Source organism: Georgenia sp. Z1344 (assembly GCF_057652375.1).
This window is the reverse complement of record NZ_CM172728.1, coordinates 1,963,769-1,980,108: the sequence shown is the minus strand read 5'-3', so window position 1 is coordinate 1,980,108 and position 16,340 is coordinate 1,963,769. Positions and strand designations below refer to the sequence as shown.

Sequence of the window (16,340 nt, the reverse complement as noted above, 5' to 3'; positions counted from 1 at the left end):
GTCCCGGGGGCGCGAGTCCGCCCGTCCTGCCGCGCCGTTCCGCGCGGGAGGCAAGTCTAGGGCGCCCGCGCGTCGCGGACGGGGACGCCGGACGGGGAGGTGTGCACGGGCAGAGGCGCACCCCCGCCCCATCCGGAACTCGTTGCCGTGCCGAGCACCCCGACGTACCGTTTTTTAGAGGACGGGAGTCCGGCCGCCGGCCGGCCCCGGGATCGAGCCACGAGGGAGCACCAGCATGAGGCGCAGGATCATCACGGTCGCGGCGGTCGCCGGGCTCGGCATCGTCGGGGTCGGCGGTGTCGCGGTCGCGGCCTCGCTCGGCAGCGAGGACGCACCGGAGCAGCCGGTCGCGGCGGGCGACGACTCGGGCACGGGGGACGAGACCGACGCACCGGACGACGCGCCCGACGGCGACACCCCGCCCAGCGGCCTGCCCGCCCTCCCGGAGGGCCTGCTCGACCAGCTGCCCGACGACCTCGCCGACCAGCTGCCGGACGACCTCGGCGACCAGCTGCCCGAGGGGCTCGACGACCTCGAGGGACTCGAGGGTGAGCTGCCCAGCGAGCTCGAGGACGGCGGCATGGCCGCGCTCACGGAGTCGATGCAGCCGATGATCGACGCCGCGCTCGAGGGCCTCGAGCTCCTCGATCTGGGCCCGGGCGAGCTCCTCGCCGAGCTCAGCTCCGGCGCCACGATCGGGGAGCTCGCCACCGAGCAGGGCGTTGACCCCGAGGAGCTCGTCCAGCTCGGGCTCGGGCCGGTCGACGAGGAGATCGACGCCGCGGTCGAGCGCGGGGACGTCACCCGCGCCGAGGCCGACGAGGCGCGTGCCGAGCTCGAGACCATGCTCCGCACGGTCATCGAGGAGGGTCCGGAGGCTGCCGGCCTGCCCGGTCCCGGCGCCTTCCCCCACGGCGACCAGCCGGACGCCCCGACCACCTGACGTCGTCCCGGCGAGTGAGCACGCCGGTACCACTCACGACGACGCACACCCCTCGACAGCGAAGCGGGCCCCGCACCCTGATGGGTGCGGGGCCCGCTCACTGGTCGGACCGATATCCGCTCACTCGTCGATCAGCACGAGTGCGGGGATCCGATCCCCACACTGGCAGGTGGATCCCCGCACCCACGGGACCGGGGCGGTCAGCGGCGGATACCCAACGTGTCCTCGCCGTCGCCGTTCCAGTCGCCGACGAAGACCTCGTCGCCCGAGCGGCCGTAACGAACCTCGCGGTCGGCCCAACCACCGTCGAAGGTGTTGGAGACCAGGTAGAGGTTCCCGCGACGCGAGGCGAACGTGTCGCTGCCGTCACCATCCCAGTCACCCACGAGCACCTGGTCATTGCCGCGGCCGTAGGTGAACTCCGCATCCGCCCAGCCGGAGCTGAGCGAGTTGGCCACGTAGTAGGTGTTCCCACGACGGACCGCGAAGGTGTCGATGCCGTCGGCGTCGTAGTCACCGACCAGGACCTGGTCGTTCGCGCGGCCGTAGTCCAGCTCGGTCTCCGCATCCCCACCAACCAGCTCGTTGGTCAGGAAGTAGGAGTTCCCACGACGCACCGCGAAGGAGTCCACGCCGTCACCATCCCAGTCACCCACGAGCACGGTGTCCCCGGACCGGCCGAAGGCCAGCTCGATGTCCGCGTTGCCCCCGTAGAGGGAGTTGGACAGGAAGTAGGCGTTCCCACGGCGCACGGCGAGCGTGTCGCTGCCGTCGCCGTCCCAGTCACCGACCAGGACCTCGTCACCCGGACGGCCGAAGGAGAACTCGTGGTCGGCCCAGATGTCCCAGCCGTCGTTGAGGTAGAACCCACGACCCGGCGTCGGCGGAACCGGCTCACCCGGATCCACCGGCGGCTCCTCGTCGTCGTCGAAGGAGGCCACCAGGTCGGCGCCCAGCTCGTCGTCGTGCGCCTCGAGGCTCGCGCCGATCCGCCAGGTGCCGGCCGCGTACTCGCCCGCGGGGAGGTCCCGCCCGCCCGGCTCCCAGTGGGGCTGCCAGACGACGGCGCCGGACGGGGCGTAGTACGTGTTGTCCTCGCTCCACGCCGAGCCCGGCAGGTAGGCGGCGGCGACGCTCGCGTCGTCGGAGGTCGCCTGGGTCCACAGCCCGAACCCCGTGACGTCACCCTGCGGCCGGTCGGGTTCGGTGTCGTCGCCGACGCGGTCCATCGCCGAGTCGACGGTGAGGCCGACCTCCCAGACGGGCGCCGTCGTCGGGGCCGTGACCGCGAGGTCGAGGTTCGAGTCGAGCCACTCCTGGGAGAAGTCGAGCGACCAGTCGGCGGTGACGGGCTCGTCGCCGAACGGGATCCCGGCGAGGTCGAGCGTCGTCCCGTCGACCACGGCCTCGGCCGGCTCACCGGCGACGTCGGTGTTCCCGAAGTTGCCGACCCCCAGGTAGGGGCCGGTGGCGCGGTAGTCGTCGTCGAGCACCGGGGTCCAGCCGTCCTCGCCGTCGGGCACCTCCATCGAGGTGAGCGCGGCGTGCGGTGACGTCTCGACCCGTGCGCGGTAGCCCGGCGTCGTGACGTCGTACCCCGTGGTGACCCGCTCGCCGTCGAAGTCGAGGGGGCGCAGCCAGACGCCGCCCTGGCCCCAGCCGGCGCCGCTCACCCACCAGTCGTCGCCGTCCCGGACGATCTCGGACGCGTGCTCGCGGATCTGGCCGACCTCCTGGTCCACGGTGAAGTGGAGCGGGTCGTCGCTGCGGTAGACGCGGGTGTCGCTGTAGTCGGTCGTGCAGCACACGGTCATGTAGTACGAGCCGTCCCGCTCGACGACGAACGGCGACTCCGTCGGTCCGCCGAACGTTCCCTCGACCGGGTGCTCGAAGGCGACCTCCCGCGGCCCCCAGCTCACGAGGTCCGTGCTCGTGCGGTAGGCGACGATGTGGTTGCCGCCGTCGGGCTCGCTGTTCGCGGTGTAGTACATGACCCACTGGTCCTCGAGGCGCAGGATCATCGGGTCGCGCGCGTCGAAGCCGTCGACGAACAGCGGGTTCGCGTCGTGCCGGGTCCAGGTGAACAGGTCCTCCGACGTCGCGAGCTGCATCTGGTACGCCGTGTGATCGTCGTTCCCGCCGGCGTAGTACATGTAGTACGTGCCGTCGTGCTCCATGACGTACGGCGCCCAGACGTGGGTCTCCCCCGCCTCGGGGTCGGCGTGCATGACGGGCTCCTGCCGCATCCACGGTCCCTCGAGGGAGTCCGCGGTGGCGTGCGCGAAGTACGTCTCGTCGAGCGGGGCCGCCGGCTCCTCGTGCGTGATCCCGAAGAGGTGCCAGGTGCCCTCGTCGTCCTGGATGAACGTGTGGTCGTTGATGTACCACTGCTCGTCCATGCCGGTCGAGGGGTCGTAGATCCTGAAGCGCTCGCCGCTGGTGACGGCGGGGACGCGCTCCTCGAAGGGCTCGATGGCGATGTCGTCGGCGTCCGGTGCCCCGGACGACGGCGGTGCCGCGATGCCGACGGTGCCCACGAGCACCGCGCTGCCGAAGGCGGCCGCGACGACGCGCGACCACCACTGTCTTCTCCCACCGACCATGTCGGCGCCTCCTTGCTGCCTGGTTGGGTCGTTCGGTCGGGGCCGGTCGCGGGCGGCCGCGTGCACCGGCCTCATGTATCGGCGGCATCGATGTCGCGCCACCGGGGAACGACGAGTGAGCGCCGCCCGGACCGTGGTCCGGGCGGCGCTCACTCGTCAGGCGGACATCCGCTCACCCGTCGGACAGGTCAGCGGCGGACGCCGAGGGTGTCGGAGCCGTCGGCGTCCCAGTCACCGACGAACACCTCGTCGCCCGCACGCCCGTAGTCCTGCTCGACGTCGGCGTTCGTCGACGTCAGCGAGTTGGAGACGAAGAACGTGATGCCGCGGCGCACGGTGAACGTGTCCGCGCCGTCGCCGTCCCAGTCACCGACGTACACCTCGTCCGAGGCCCGGCCGTAGTCGAGCTCGGAGTCCGCGTCGCCGGACGTCAGCGAGTTGGAGATGTAGTAGGTGTTCCCACGGCGCACGGTGAACGTGTCCACCGAGTCACCGTCGTAGTCGCCCACGAGCACCACGTCGCCGGCGCGGCCGTAGTCGAGCTCCGCGTCCGCCCAGCCTCCCTCGAGGCTGTTCGAGAGGAAGTAGCTGTTCCCGCGGCGCACGGCGAAGGAGTCCGCCCCGTCGCCGTCCCAGTCGCCCACGAGGACGACGTCGCTCGCCCGGCCGTAGCTCAGCTCGACCTCGGCGTTGCCGCCGTACAGCGTGTTCGACAGGTAGTAGGCGTTGCCCCGGCGCACGGCCAGGGTGTCGGACCCGTTGCCGTCCCAGTCGCCGACGAGGACCTCGTCGCCGCGGCGACCGAAGCTGAACTCGTGCTCGGCCCACGCGTCCCAGCCGTCGTTGAGGTAGAACCCGCGACCCGGGGTCGGCGGGACCGGCTCACCCGGCTCCTCCGGCTCCTCGGGCTCCTCGCCCTCGGTGCCGGTGAGCGTGAGGTAGTCCAGCCCGACGAAGAAGCCGGCGGCCGCCTCGTTCTGGCCCGTCACCCGCAGGGTCAGCTCGTGGGTGCCGGCGGTGAGCTCGACGGTGCCGAGCCCGATCGGGTCGGTGAGGCTCACGCCCTCGGCCCCGTAACCGTCGACGGGTTCGCCGACGACCTCGCCGTCGACGAGCACCTCGACGATCCCGTAGTCCGCCGCCCGGGTGAACACCCCGGCGAGGTCGTACGTGCCGTCGGCGGGGACGTCGAACGCGAGGGTGGCCGTGTGGCCGACCTCGGTGGCCTTGAACCACAGCTGCGCCCCGGCGGACCAGTCGGCGCCGCAGCAGGTGCCCTGCCGGACGGCGTCGGCGTCGCTCGAGAGAACCTCGAGGCTCTCGGCCTCGAGCCGGACAGTGGTGCCGGCGGTGGCCGTCACCTCCTCGGAGAACTCGCCGGTGTTCCCGCCGACGTCGACGGCGCGGACCCGGTAGGACCACTCCTCGCCGAGGCCGAGGGAGTCGTGCACGAGGCCGAGGTTCGACGTCGTCGTCAGGAGAGTGTCCTCGCTCGGCTCGAAGCCGGGCTCGGTGGAGGCGTGGACCTCGTAGTGCTCGATCCCCACGTCGTCGGAGGCCGCGCCCCAGGTGACGTCGATGGCGTTCGACTCCTGGCCCTGCGCCGCGACGTTCACCGGGGCGGACGGCGGGGTGGTGTCGGCGACCGGGGCGACGATCGACTCGACCTCGTACTCCGAGGCCGACCAGGGGGCCGCGCCCTCGACGGGCGTGAGCGTGACCTCGATGATCCCGTCGGTGCCCTGGCTCAGCGCCGCCGGCACGACGATCGAGTCCTCGAGCCACCGGTGCGTCTCGTTGGCCAGCGGCTGCTGCCAGACGCCCACGGCCTCGCCGTCGACGCTGACCTCGACCGCCTGGTAGCCCTCGGCCTGGTCGGACGTGCGGCGCAGCCACACGCCGTCGTTGTCCTCGGCCACGGCGACCGTGAAGGAGACGGGCTCCGTGCTGGTGCGCAGGTCGTCGGTGACCGACGTGGGGTTGTGCGTCCCCTCGAAGGTCGACGTCAGCTCGGCGACGTCGCCCCCGCCGAGGTAGTCGTGGGCGTCCTCGCTCTCCGTGTCGCCGACGTCGATGCGGTCGGTGACGCGCAGGCTGCTCACGCCCTCGTGGCCGTACCAGAAGGCCGTGGACCCGTAGAGGCCGGGCTCGTTGGCGAGCGGGCCGTGCTCGATGCCGAACTCGATGCCCGAGCCGAAGCTCACCGACTCGGCGATCATCAGCCGGTAGGCGGCGTCGCACTGGAACTCGCAGTCGAGGATGCCGGTCTGCATGGCGGGCGCGCCGTTCATCGGGGCGGAGAACTCGTTGCGGTTGAAGTACCAGCCGCCGTGGTAGAAGTCCTCCGAACCGGTGCCGTGGATCTGCGGCGACCGCGAGCCGTCGACGAACACCCGCTCGTCGCCCTCGAGGTAGTTGCGGATGTTGCCCTCCTCGATGTGGCCCACCATCGTGTGGTTGACGCCGACGAACCGGCCGACCGCGTTGGTGTCGAGGAACGTCCAGTCCTCGCCGGCCACGGTCTCGCCGGTGCGGCTCTCGGCCTGGAAGTACCCGATCGACGGGTCGTCGCCGGTCAGCTGGTCCGCGATCGCGGGGTCCGCGTGGGACGTGACGGTGGCACTGCCGGTCTCGATCGTCTGCGTCGACCCGTTGACGAGGTCGATCGTGGCGGACTCGGCGAACGGCATCGGCCACCAGGACCAGTACGAGCCGTCGTCCTCGGTGTCCATCGCGTACATCAGCGCGCGGACCTCGGCCTCCCCGAGGCCGGACCCGAAGAACTCCCCGAGCGGGGCGTCGACGGTCTGGACGCCGTCGAAGGTCATCTGAACGCGGACGTCTCGGAGCAGCTCGTTGGAGGCGAGGATCTCCTCCTCGTTCTCGATCTCGGTCGGGTAGGAGTAGCTGTGCGAGCCCTCCCAGGCCTGGTCCGTGATCTCGTAGCCGTGCGCCTCCTCGCTGGCGAGCGCCTCGTCACCGGGGCCCACGTCGAGCTCGTCGGTGCGGACGAGCTCGCCGCCGACCACGGAGTCGACCCAGTAGTAGAACTCGTTGAAGTCGATCCCCGCGGAGACGAACGTGTTCTCGATCGTGATCTCGCTGCGGCCCGCGGTCAGCTCGGCGGTCAGCTCGGCGGTCTGGTCCGTCCACTGGCCGGAGTTCCCGCGCACGGGCTCCCACTCGCCGGCCGGCTCGCCGTCGACGGTGATGGTCGCGTGCTGGTTCGCCGAGAGCGGGTCCCACCGCCGCGTGAGCTCGACCCCCTCGTTGTCCGGGTCGATCGCCACGGTGAAGCTGCTCGTGCCGGTGTGGGCGCGGCCGTCGTCCTGCAGCGGCTCGCCGGGCGGCGGCGCGCCGACGACCTGCGGCAGCGCGAGCCGGAGCTCGTCGACGACGCCGGGTCCGCTCAGCTCGGCGAGCCGGAGGGTCTCGCCCGGGGCGACGGCGACCTCCGTGTCCTCGGCGACCGCGTCCGGGTGCGCGGGCTTGGGGTCCTCGTGGCCCCACGCCTGGGCCTGCTCGACGATGTCCGCCGGGGCCGCCTCCGGGTCGAAGGTCGTCACGCCCTCGGCGTCGGGGAACGAGCGGTGCGTGACGTAGTAGAAGAACGGGTTGTTCGTCGTCGTCACCCGCATCGACTCGCGGTAGGCCATGGGGACCTTGATGTAGACGCCGCCCGAGCTCTGGTCGGCGTTGGCCACCAGCGGGTAGGTGAACGGGTCGCCGTGCTCGCCGTTCACCAGCTCCTGCAGGGGCGCGTCGACGACGACCTCGCCGTCGAGCTCGATGACGATGTTGCCGGCCCCGGAGACGTTGCCGCCGTCCCAGGTGAACCAGATCGAGCCGATCTCGCCCGGGCCGGTGTCCTCGGCCAGGACGCAGCCCTGCTCGCTCTCGCGCAGGCAGGAGTACGTGCCCTGGAAGCCGTCGTCGTTGCCGCCCGTGCGGTCGAAGCTCGAGAACTGCCGGGTCTCGACGCCGGTGGTCAGGGTCGGGAGCAGATCGAGACGCTCGTAGATGTCCCAGCCGATCGGGGCGGCCGGGCCGGTGGGCGCGGCGTCGTCCTGCTCGGGCGCGGGCTCCTGGACGGCAGGGGTCTGGGCGTAAGGCTGCTGGGCCGCCTGGACCGCCGCCGGTGCGGACGCCGGGGCTGCGGGCTCCGCCGCGGGCTGGGCGCCCGGGACGGCGGCCGCCACCGGCGCGAGCAGCCCGATGGCCCCCACGGTGGCGACGGCGACCTGGGCTGCGCGCCGCCTCAGGCCCCCTCGGGTACGGGAATGGTCGGACATGTCTGATCCCCCTCGATCGGAACGGTGTCGGGTCGTGCGTCGGTGCTTCGGTACGTGGAGCTCGGTCGCGTGCGTCGGTCCGGGGGCACGGGACGCGGGGGCGTCCGTCGGTGCGTCGTCGTCGGTCGGTACGTGGTCGCGGGCGTCGGTGCCCGGTGGTCCCGGGGGCGTCGGTGCCCCGTCGGGTGTGGTCCAGCGATGTCGTGCCGCGCGGCGGGGCGCCGGTGCCCCGCCGCGCGGCGCGCTCCTACTCCTGCCCGCCGAGCTCGGTGTAGACGTCGGCGGCGTTGTCCTGCGTGACGAGCTGGGTCTCGAGGATCTGCTCGGTCTCGACCTCCTCGCAGTTGATGAGGATCTGCTCGGCCGACTCGACGGCCTCGACGCCGCCGGTCGGGTAGACGAACGTGGCCGAGAGACGGCCCTCCTCGACGGCCCGGATACCACCGGACGGGATCGGGAGCCCGTCGATGCCGATGAACTCGATGTCGCCCTCGCGGCCGGCGGCCTGCGCGGCCAGGTAGGCGCCCTCGGCCATCGGGTCGTTGTGGGCGTAGAAGACGTCGATGTCCTCGTTGGCCTGGAGGATGCCCTCGGCCTGGCTCTGGCCGAGCTCGCGCAGCCAGTCGCCGGTGCCCTCGGCGATGATCTCGATGCCGTCCGTGCCCGCGATGCCCTCGCGGAAGCCCTCGGCCCGCTCCTGCGCGGGCGTCGAGCCGGGCAGGCCGGCGAGCTCGGCGACGGTACCGCCGTCGGGCAGCAGCTCGGACGCCACGTACTCGCCCGCGGCGCGGCCGATCTCGAAGTTGTCGGCGCCGATGTACTGGGTGAAGGCCTCGCCCTCGACCCGGCGGTCGAGCACGATGACCGGGATGCCCTCGTCGTAGGCCCGCTGGACCACGTCGGTCAGCGGCGCGGCCTCGTTGGGGCTGATCATCAGCAGGTCGATGCCCTGGGTGAGGAAGTTCTCGACGTCGGAGACCTGCTGCGCGTTGTCCTGCGCGGCGTCGGCGAAGACGACCTCGAACTGGTCGATCTCCTCGGCGGCCGCGCGGATGTCGTCGTCCATCTGCTGGCGGTAGGGCTCGGCCACGTTGGCCTGGCTCATGCCGATGAGGTACTCGCCGTCGGCGCCGGCGCACTCGCCGCCGCCACCGCCGCCACCGGACCCGGCCTCGCCGCCGTCGTCCACGCCGGGTGCGTCGGACTCGGTGCCGCACGCGGCGGTCAGCATGATCGCGCCGCCCGCGAGGACCGCCGACCAGCGCCGTCGGGCAAGAGTGTTGCGTGTTGTCATGACGTACCTCCTGTTAGGTGCGCGCACGGAAGGTCTGGATGCCCGCCGCGACGATGATGATGAATCCGGTGATGAGGAGCTGGATGTTGGAGTCGATGTTGTTGAGGGCGAGGACGTTCTTGAGGATCCCGATGAGCAGGGCGCCGGCGACCGTGCCCGCGACCGTGCCGACTCCGCCCATGAGGCTCGTGCCGCCGATGACGACCGCCGCGATGGCGTCGAGCTCGTAGCTGATGCCGGCGTTGGGACTGCCCTGGTTGAGCTGGCCGGCCTGGATGATCCCGGCGAGGCCGGCGAGCATGCCGGCGATGGCGAAGACCGCGATCTTCACCCGGCGGACCGGCACGCCGGACAGGCGGGCGGCGCGCTCGTTGCCGCCGATGGCATAGACGTGCCGGCCGAACACGGTGTTGCGGGCCACGAGGATCGCGATCACCGCGACCGCGAGGAAGATGAGCGCCGGGATCGGCACGGTGCCGTTGAACGTGCGCGAGTTGAGCAGGGCGAACGAGTCCGGGGCCGTGCCGGAGCCCTCCCCGTACGCGATGGGGATGCCCTGGCCGCCGGACCAGATGCGCGCGATGCCGCGGGCGATCTGCAGGCCGGCGAGCGTGACGATGAAGGCCTGTATCCCGAACGTCGCGGTGATCGTCCCCTGCAGCGCGCCGAACGTGGTGGCCAGCGCGAGGATGATGAGGACGGCCGGGACCACGCCCATCTGGTTGACCATGAGCAGGCTCGCCACGCCGGTCGCGGACATGCCGAGCACCGAGCCCACGGACAGGTCGATGCCGCCGATGAGGATGACGAAGGTCATCCCGATGGCGATGATCCCGATCTCGGACGTGGCACGGACGATGTTGAGCAGGTTGTCGCTGCCGAGGAAGACGATCTCCCCGCCGCGCCTGGGCGAGAACGCGATCGCGGCGACGAACACGAGCAGGAGGGCGACGTAGCTCTGGAGGGCGAAGAACTTCTCCGGGATCCGGATCCGCCGGCGCTTCGGGGCCGCCGAGGACCCGGACGTGCCCGACGACGACGGACCCGTCGTCGTCGGCGTCCCGCCGTCCCCGGCCCCGGCCCCCGCCGACGATCCCGTCGCCGTGGCACCCGCGGCGCTCGCCCCCGCGGTCGCCGGACCTGCACCTGTCCTGTCGTTCATCGGTTCTCCCCCGTCTCCTCGACGCTGGTGGTGGCCGCGGCGGCCACGGGCCGGCGGTGCTCCATGCCCGCGGCGGCGAGCAACGACTCCTCGGTGGCCTCGTCGGCGTCGACCACCGTGACCACGCGCCCCTCGCGCAGCACGGCGATGCGGTCGCACGCCCCGATGAGCTCGGGGAGCTCCGAGGAGGCCATGACGACGGCCACGCCGTCGGCCGAGAGCTCCGCGAGGAGGCGGTAGATCTCGGACTTGGCGCCGACGTCGACGCCGCGCGTGGGCTCGTCGAGCAGCAGCACGCGCGGCTCGCGCAGCATGTTGCGGCCGAAGACGACCTTCTGCTGGTTGCCGCCGGACAGCGTGCGCACGATCGTGTCCTGCGAGCGGGTCTTGATCCGCAGCGACTCGACGGCGCGGGTGACGGCCGCGCGCTCCTTCGTCCGCGAGCGCCAGCCGAGGGTGGCGAGGCGCTCGAGGACGCTGATGGCGATGTTGGCGCCGACGGTGGCGTGCATGTTGAGCCCGGCCGCGCGCCGGTCCTCGGGGACGAACCCGATGCCGTGCGCCATGGCGTCACGCGGGGAGCGGATCGTCACCTTCTCGCCGTCGAGCTCGACGTCCCCGCGCAGCCGTGAGCCGCCGAGGCCGAAGACCGCCTCGAGGAGCTCGCTGCGCCCGGCACCGAGCAGTCCGGCCAGGCCGAGGACCTCGCCCCGGCGGACCTCGAGGCCGATGCCGTTGGGCTCGCTGCGGGAGATGTCGACCCCGCCGTCGAGCCGGAGGTCGCGCAGTCGCAGCCGCACGTCCGGCTCGGGCTGGACGCGGTCGGGGTAGACCTGGTCGAGGGGTTTGCCGATCATCAGGCGGATGACGTCCGAGGGGCTCGTCGTCGCGACGTCGAAGGTGCCGACGTTCTCGCCGTCCCGCATGACCGCGCCGCGGTCCGCGATCTGGGCGATCTCGTCCATGCGGTGGGAGATGAAGATGACAGCGACGCCGCGGCGCCGGAGCCCCGGGACGATCTCGAAGAGGCGGGCCACCTCGGTCTCGGAGAGCGCGGAGGTGGGCTCGTCCATGACGAGGATGCGGGCGTCCTGGCGCAGCGCCTTGGCGATCGCGACCATCTGCTGCTCGCCGACGCGCATCGTGCCGACGTGCCGGGACGGCGAGATGCGGATACCCACCTCGTCGAGGAGCTCCTTCGTCTCGCGCTCCATGCCGCGGCGGTCGAGCAGGCCGAGGCGGCGCTTCTCCGCTCCGAGGAAGAGGTTGTCGGTGACGCTCGCGCCGGGCACGAGGTCGAGCTCCTGGTGGATCATCGCGACGCCCGCGTCCTGGGCGTCCGACGGCGAGGCGAAGCGGCGCTCGGTCTCCCCGACCACGATCCGGCCGGCGTCCGGCGCGACGACGCCCGCGAGGACGTTCATCAGGGTCGACTTGCCGGCGCCGTTCTCCCCGAGCAGCGCGAGCACCTCGCCGGAGCGGACCTCGAGGTCCACGCCCTTGAGGGCATGGATGCCCCCGAAGCTCTTGGCGATGCCGGTCATCTGGAGGACTGGTGTCCCGTGACCCGGCTGGTCGGTCGACCGCACGCTACCCCCGTTGGTAGTTCGGTATCTGTAATCGATTACTTTCTGGCACGTTACGCTCCCGCCCGGTGCGGCGCAAGCACGTTCCGCCGGAGCGTCGCCTGGCGCCGCCCGGTCATGTCCCCAGGTCGAGGACGTGCCGCTCGGGCTCGCCCGCGGTGCCGCGGATCCGGTCGACGAGTCGCTGCGCGGCGGCCACGCCCATCTCCCTGGGGTTGAGCGGGACCTGGGCCACGTCCGCCACGTCGGAGGTCGCGAAGGGGAGATCGCCGATGATGCCGACCTCGATGCGCGGGCCCGACCAGCCGGCGAGGATCTGGAGCACGCCCACGCCGACGAGGTTGTTGGTCGCGAGCACCGCGTCCGGGGGCCGGTCGCCCGCGAGCAGCTCGGTCATCGCCGAGCGTCCGCCGTCGACCCGGAAGTTCGCGTGGACGAGCCGGTCGGCCGGCCACCCCGCGTCCTCGAGCGCGGCCCGCCAGCCGGCGGCGCGCTCGACCGCCGTCGTGGTCGAGCGCGGCCCGGTGATGCAGGCGATGTCGCGATGCCCACGCGCGATGAGCTGCTCGGTGGCCTGCCGACCGAGCGCGACGTTGTCGAACAGCACGTGGTCGACCGCGCACCCCACCTCGCGGTCGATGACGACCACCGCCCGGGAGCGCCGCACGAGTCGCGAGAGGTCGGGGGCCTCGCCCGCGGGCGCGAGGATGATGCCCGCCATGTTCTCGGACTCCGCCACGGCGAGGTAGCGGCGCTCCTTCTCGTCGTCGTCGTCGGTGTTGCACAGGACGAGCGAGAGGCCGGCCGCCTGGGCCACGTCCTCGACGCCGCGGGCGACGGACGTGAAGAACGGGTTCTCGACGTCGGGGATGATGAGCGCGACGACGTCGCTCGACTGCCGACGCAGGGAACGAGCCGTCCGGTTGGCGCTGTAGCCGAGCTCGTCGACCGCCCGGCGGACGGCCTCCGCGAGGTCGTCCCGCACCTTCGCGCCGTTGAGGACGCGGGAGACGGTTGCGGTCGACACACCGGCGCGCTCGGCGACGTCGACGATGCGGGTCATGCCTGGCCGCCCTGGACGGGTTCGACCTGGACGGGGTCGACCTGGGCGGGGCCGCCCTGGACGGGGTCGACCGCCGCGAGCCGTGCGGTCTCGGCGGCGGTGGGCGCGGACGGCGCGCCGCCGGGACGCGTGACGGACAGTGCGCCGGCGGCGTTGGCGAGGCCGATGGCGGTGTCGAGGTCATCGCCGAGCGCGAGGCGGGCGGCGAGGTTGCCGCAGAACGCGTCCCCCGCGCCGATCGTGTCGACGACCTCGACGCGGTGGGCGTCGAGCCGGCGGGGGGCGGCGTCGGAGTCGACGACGAGGACACCCGCGCTCCCGCACGTCACGACGACGACGCACCCCGAGGAGCGCCGCAGCGCGAGGGCGGCGTCCGCGAGGTCCGGCTCCCCCGGGACGAGCTGACCGAGCTCGACCTCGTTGGGGACGAGCACGTCGACGAGGTCGAGGATCTCGCGCGGGACGTCGACGAACGGCGCGGGGTTGAGGACGACCCGGGTGCCGGCGCCGCGGGCGATCTCGGCCGCGAGGCGCACCGCGGGGAGCGGGATCTCGAGCTGGAGGAGCAGGACGTCGGCGCTCTCGATGGTCGCCCGGGCCCCCTCGACGTCCTCGGTGGTCACGGCCTCGTTGGCCCTGGGCACGATGATGATCGAGTTCTGGCCACCCTCGACGACCACGGGCAGGCCGACGCCGGTGCCGTTCTCCGCGTCGCTCGCCACCCCGGCGGCGTCGATGCCCTCGGCGGACATGAAGTCCCGGAACTCGGTGGCGAAGTGGTCCTCGCCGACCCGGCCGACGGCCGCCGTGCGCGCCCCGGCCCGGGCCGCGGCGACCGCCTGGTTGAATCCCTTGCCCCCGACGAACGTGGCGAAGCCCGTGCCGACGAGGGTCTCGCCCGGCGCGGGGCGGCGCGGCGCGGTCGCCACCATGTCGTACATGAAGGAGGCCACCACGCATACCTGGGCCCGTTCGGTGTGCGTCATCGTCACGTCCGTCGGTCGCTCGGAAATCGATTACTCGCGAACGTTAAGCCGGTGCGCCGCCGCTGGTCAACCCTGGTCGCGCCCCGGCGCGCCGCCTTCTTTCACGCGTGAGGGGATTTCCCACGACGAACGAGGGGGCACGCTCCCTGCACTCGTGCACGGGTCCCCGCACTCGTGGTCGGCCGAGCGCGCTCCCTGTCGGTCAGCCGCGCACGCCCCCGAGCGCGCCCTCGTGGGCGAGCAGGGCGTGCTTGACGTCGAGCCCGAAGTAGTAGTTGCCCAGCGTGTGGTCGGCCTTGAGGATCCGGTGGCAGGGCACGACGACCGGCAGCACGTTGCCCGCGCACGCGTTGCCGGCCGCCTGGTAGGCGGTCGGGCTCCCCGCCGCCGCCGCCATCTCGCCGTAGGTCGCCACCCCGCGCACCTCGCGCATGGCCGTCCACACGCGCTGGGTGAACGCGCCGCCGGGCTGGCGCACCTCGAGCGCGTCGAGCGCCTCGATCTCGCCGGCGGCGTACCGGCCGAAGGCCGCGACCACCCGGCCGGTCGCCGCCGTGGTGGGCGTGCCGGGCGGGGCGACGTCGTCGGGCCCCAGCCCGAGCCGCCCGAGGATGTCGTCCGCGCCCCAGAAGGACGTGCCCCGCAGGACGCCGGTGGTCGCCTCGACGACGACGGTCAGGTCGCCGGCCGGGCTCGGCACGGTGAGGACGTGCAGCTCTTCGCTCATGATCTCTCCAGGTCGTCGGTCCACAGGTGGGTGGTGGCGTAGGCCCGCCAGGGGCGCCAGGCTTCGGCCCGGGCGGTGACGGCGGGCGGGTCCAGGCGCGCGGCAGGCGAGGTCTCGGGCCGCAGGTCGGACAGCGCATCGGAGCGCGCATCGGAGCGCGCATCGCGCGTCGCGTGGAGCCTGCGGGCGAGGGACCGGCGCAGCACGAGGTCACCGGGCGGCAGCGCGTCGGGGTCCCCGAGGCCGCGCAGCGCGAGGAGGTCGACCGTCCACGGCCCGATCCCCGGGACGTCGAGCAGGCGCGCCCGCGCCTCGTCCCGGTCGGCGCCGGGGCCGAGGTCGAGGCCGCCGGCGACGAGCTCGGCCGCGGCGTGCACGGTGCGGGCGCGCGCGGCGGGGATCCGGACGGCCGTGCGGATCGCCTCGGGACCGGCGGCGGCGAGCGCCTCGGCGGCGGGGAACAGGCGCGGGGGCGCGTCGTCGTCGGCCGGCTCGTCCATGTCCTCCGCGCCCGGGACCCGCTCCCCCAGCGCGTCCGCGAGCCGGCTCGAGAACGTCCGGGTCGCGGCGAGGGAGACCTGCTGGCCGAGGATCGCGACGACCAGCGTGCGAAACGGGTCGAGGCTGCCGAGCACGCGCAGCCCCGGCCGCGCGGCGACCAGCGGGGCGAGCATCGGGTCGGTCCGGAGGTGCTCGTCGACGGCGAGGGGTTCGGCGTCGAGGTCGAGCCACCGCCGCACGCGCGCGACGACGAACGGCAGGTCCGCGAGGTCGACCAGCCCGACCCGCAGGGCGACGTGTACGCGGTCCCCGCCCCACGGCGTCCCGTCCGCGGGCGCGGCGAGCGCGGGCAGCGCGACGCGGACACGGGCGGAACCACCGGGCGCGCGTAGTACCGCCCACGCCGAGGCTCCCGCCCCCTCGACGCCGGCGATCGCGTGCTGCGCGATCGTGCCGGCCAGGCGCGGGCCGTCGAACGGGGGCCGCACGCGCAGGCGGAGGGTGAGGGTCGCTCCGCCGTGCGGCAGGCGGTCGGCTGCGGCTCCGTCGTCAACGCCGCGCGACGACCCCGACATCCGCGGCGCCCGCGCCCGCACCTCGGTCGGCGACCCGCCGAGCTCCGCGCGGACCACGTCGTTGAACTGCCGCACGGACGCGAACCCGGCGGCGAACGCCACGTCGGTGACCGCGAGGTCCGTCTGCTCGAGCAGCGTCCGTGCCGTCTGCGCGCGGCGCGTCCGGGCGAGACCGAGCGCGCTCGCCCCGAGCTCGCCGGTCAGCAGCCGGTGGAGCCGGCGCTCCGTCAGCCCGAGCCGCGCGGCGAGGCCGGGGACGCCCGCCTCGTCGACGACCCCCGCGCCGATCATCTCGAGCGCCCGGCCGACGAGCACCGACGTCTCCCCCGGCGCGCGCCGACCGGGGAGCGTGTCCGGCCGGCAGCGGCGGCACGCGCGGAACCCGGCGGTCGCGGCGGAGGACGCGGTGCGGAAGAACCGGCAGTTCTCCGGCCGGGGCATCCGGGCCGGGCACGAGGGCCGGCAGTACACGCCCGTCGACGTCACGCCGAGGTACACGCGGCCGTCCCACCGCGTGTCACGCGAGCGGCACGCCGCGTACGCGGCGGTGTCGTCGATGGGGTCCATGCGGAAAGCATGCAGGACACCGACACCCTCTACCGGCGGTT

General features: G+C 73.0%; 10 protein-coding genes. 1 reads left to right on the top strand and 9 read right to left on the bottom strand.

The window, feature by feature from the left end; all coding sequences use genetic code 11:
- Positions 1-235 precede the first annotated feature (235 nt).
- Positions 236-943 carry a hypothetical protein gene (locus AC24FB_RS08910; RefSeq protein ID WP_425715279.1) on the top strand — a complete coding sequence of 236 codons (708 nt, stop codon included), beginning with the start codon at positions 236-238 and terminating at the stop codon, positions 941-943.
- Between the two features lie 200 nt (positions 944-1,143).
- Here the strand turns inward: AC24FB_RS08910 and AC24FB_RS08905 are convergent, their stop codons facing one another.
- The 9 genes from AC24FB_RS08905 to AC24FB_RS08865 all read right to left on the bottom strand — a co-directional run bounded on the left by AC24FB_RS08905 (position 1,144) and on the right by AC24FB_RS08865 (position 16,299).
- Complete coding sequence (locus AC24FB_RS08905) at positions 1,144-3,546, bottom strand: family 43 glycosylhydrolase (RefSeq protein ID WP_425715278.1); 2,403 nt, start codon at positions 3,544-3,546, stop codon at positions 1,144-1,146.
- A gap of 188 nt (positions 3,547-3,734) precedes the next feature.
- Positions 3,735-7,838: a glycoside hydrolase family 172 protein gene (locus AC24FB_RS08900; protein WP_425715277.1), complete on the bottom strand. Its 4,104-nt coding sequence runs from the start codon at positions 7,836-7,838 to the stop codon at positions 3,735-3,737.
- Positions 7,839-8,085: 247 nt separating this feature from the next.
- Positions 8,086-9,132, bottom strand: coding sequence for a substrate-binding domain-containing protein (locus tag AC24FB_RS08895; RefSeq protein ID WP_425715275.1), 1,047 nt, complete (start codon positions 9,130-9,132; stop codon positions 8,086-8,088).
- A gap of 13 nt (positions 9,133-9,145) precedes the next feature.
- Positions 9,146-10,294, bottom strand: coding sequence for an ABC transporter permease (locus AC24FB_RS08890; protein WP_425715274.1), 1,149 nt, complete (start codon positions 10,292-10,294; stop codon positions 9,146-9,148).
- Positions 10,291-11,838, bottom strand: coding sequence for a sugar ABC transporter ATP-binding protein (locus tag AC24FB_RS08885; RefSeq protein WP_425715273.1), 1,548 nt, complete (start codon positions 11,836-11,838; stop codon positions 10,291-10,293). Before AC24FB_RS08885 ends, AC24FB_RS08890 begins: the two co-directional genes overlap by 4 nt.
- Before the next feature lie 157 nt (positions 11,839-11,995).
- The gene (locus tag AC24FB_RS08880; RefSeq protein ID WP_425715272.1) at positions 11,996-12,943 is read right to left on the bottom strand and encodes a LacI family DNA-binding transcriptional regulator; all 948 of its coding nucleotides are present in this window, start codon (positions 12,941-12,943) and stop codon (positions 11,996-11,998) included.
- A complete protein-coding gene (locus tag AC24FB_RS08875; protein WP_425715271.1) occupies positions 12,940-13,929 on the bottom strand; it encodes a ribokinase in 990 nt (329 codons plus the stop codon). Before AC24FB_RS08875 ends, AC24FB_RS08880 begins: the two co-directional genes overlap by 4 nt.
- A 202-nt stretch (positions 13,930-14,131) precedes the next feature.
- Positions 14,132-14,656, bottom strand: coding sequence for a methylated-DNA--[protein]-cysteine S-methyltransferase (locus AC24FB_RS08870; RefSeq protein ID WP_425715269.1), 525 nt, complete (start codon positions 14,654-14,656; stop codon positions 14,132-14,134).
- Positions 14,653-16,299, bottom strand: a complete 1,647-nt coding sequence (locus AC24FB_RS08865; protein WP_425715268.1) for a DNA-3-methyladenine glycosylase 2 family protein — start codon at positions 16,297-16,299, stop codon at positions 14,653-14,655. The genes AC24FB_RS08870 and AC24FB_RS08865 overlap by 4 nt, the downstream gene beginning before the upstream one ends.
- Positions 16,300-16,340: the final 41 nt, after the last annotated feature.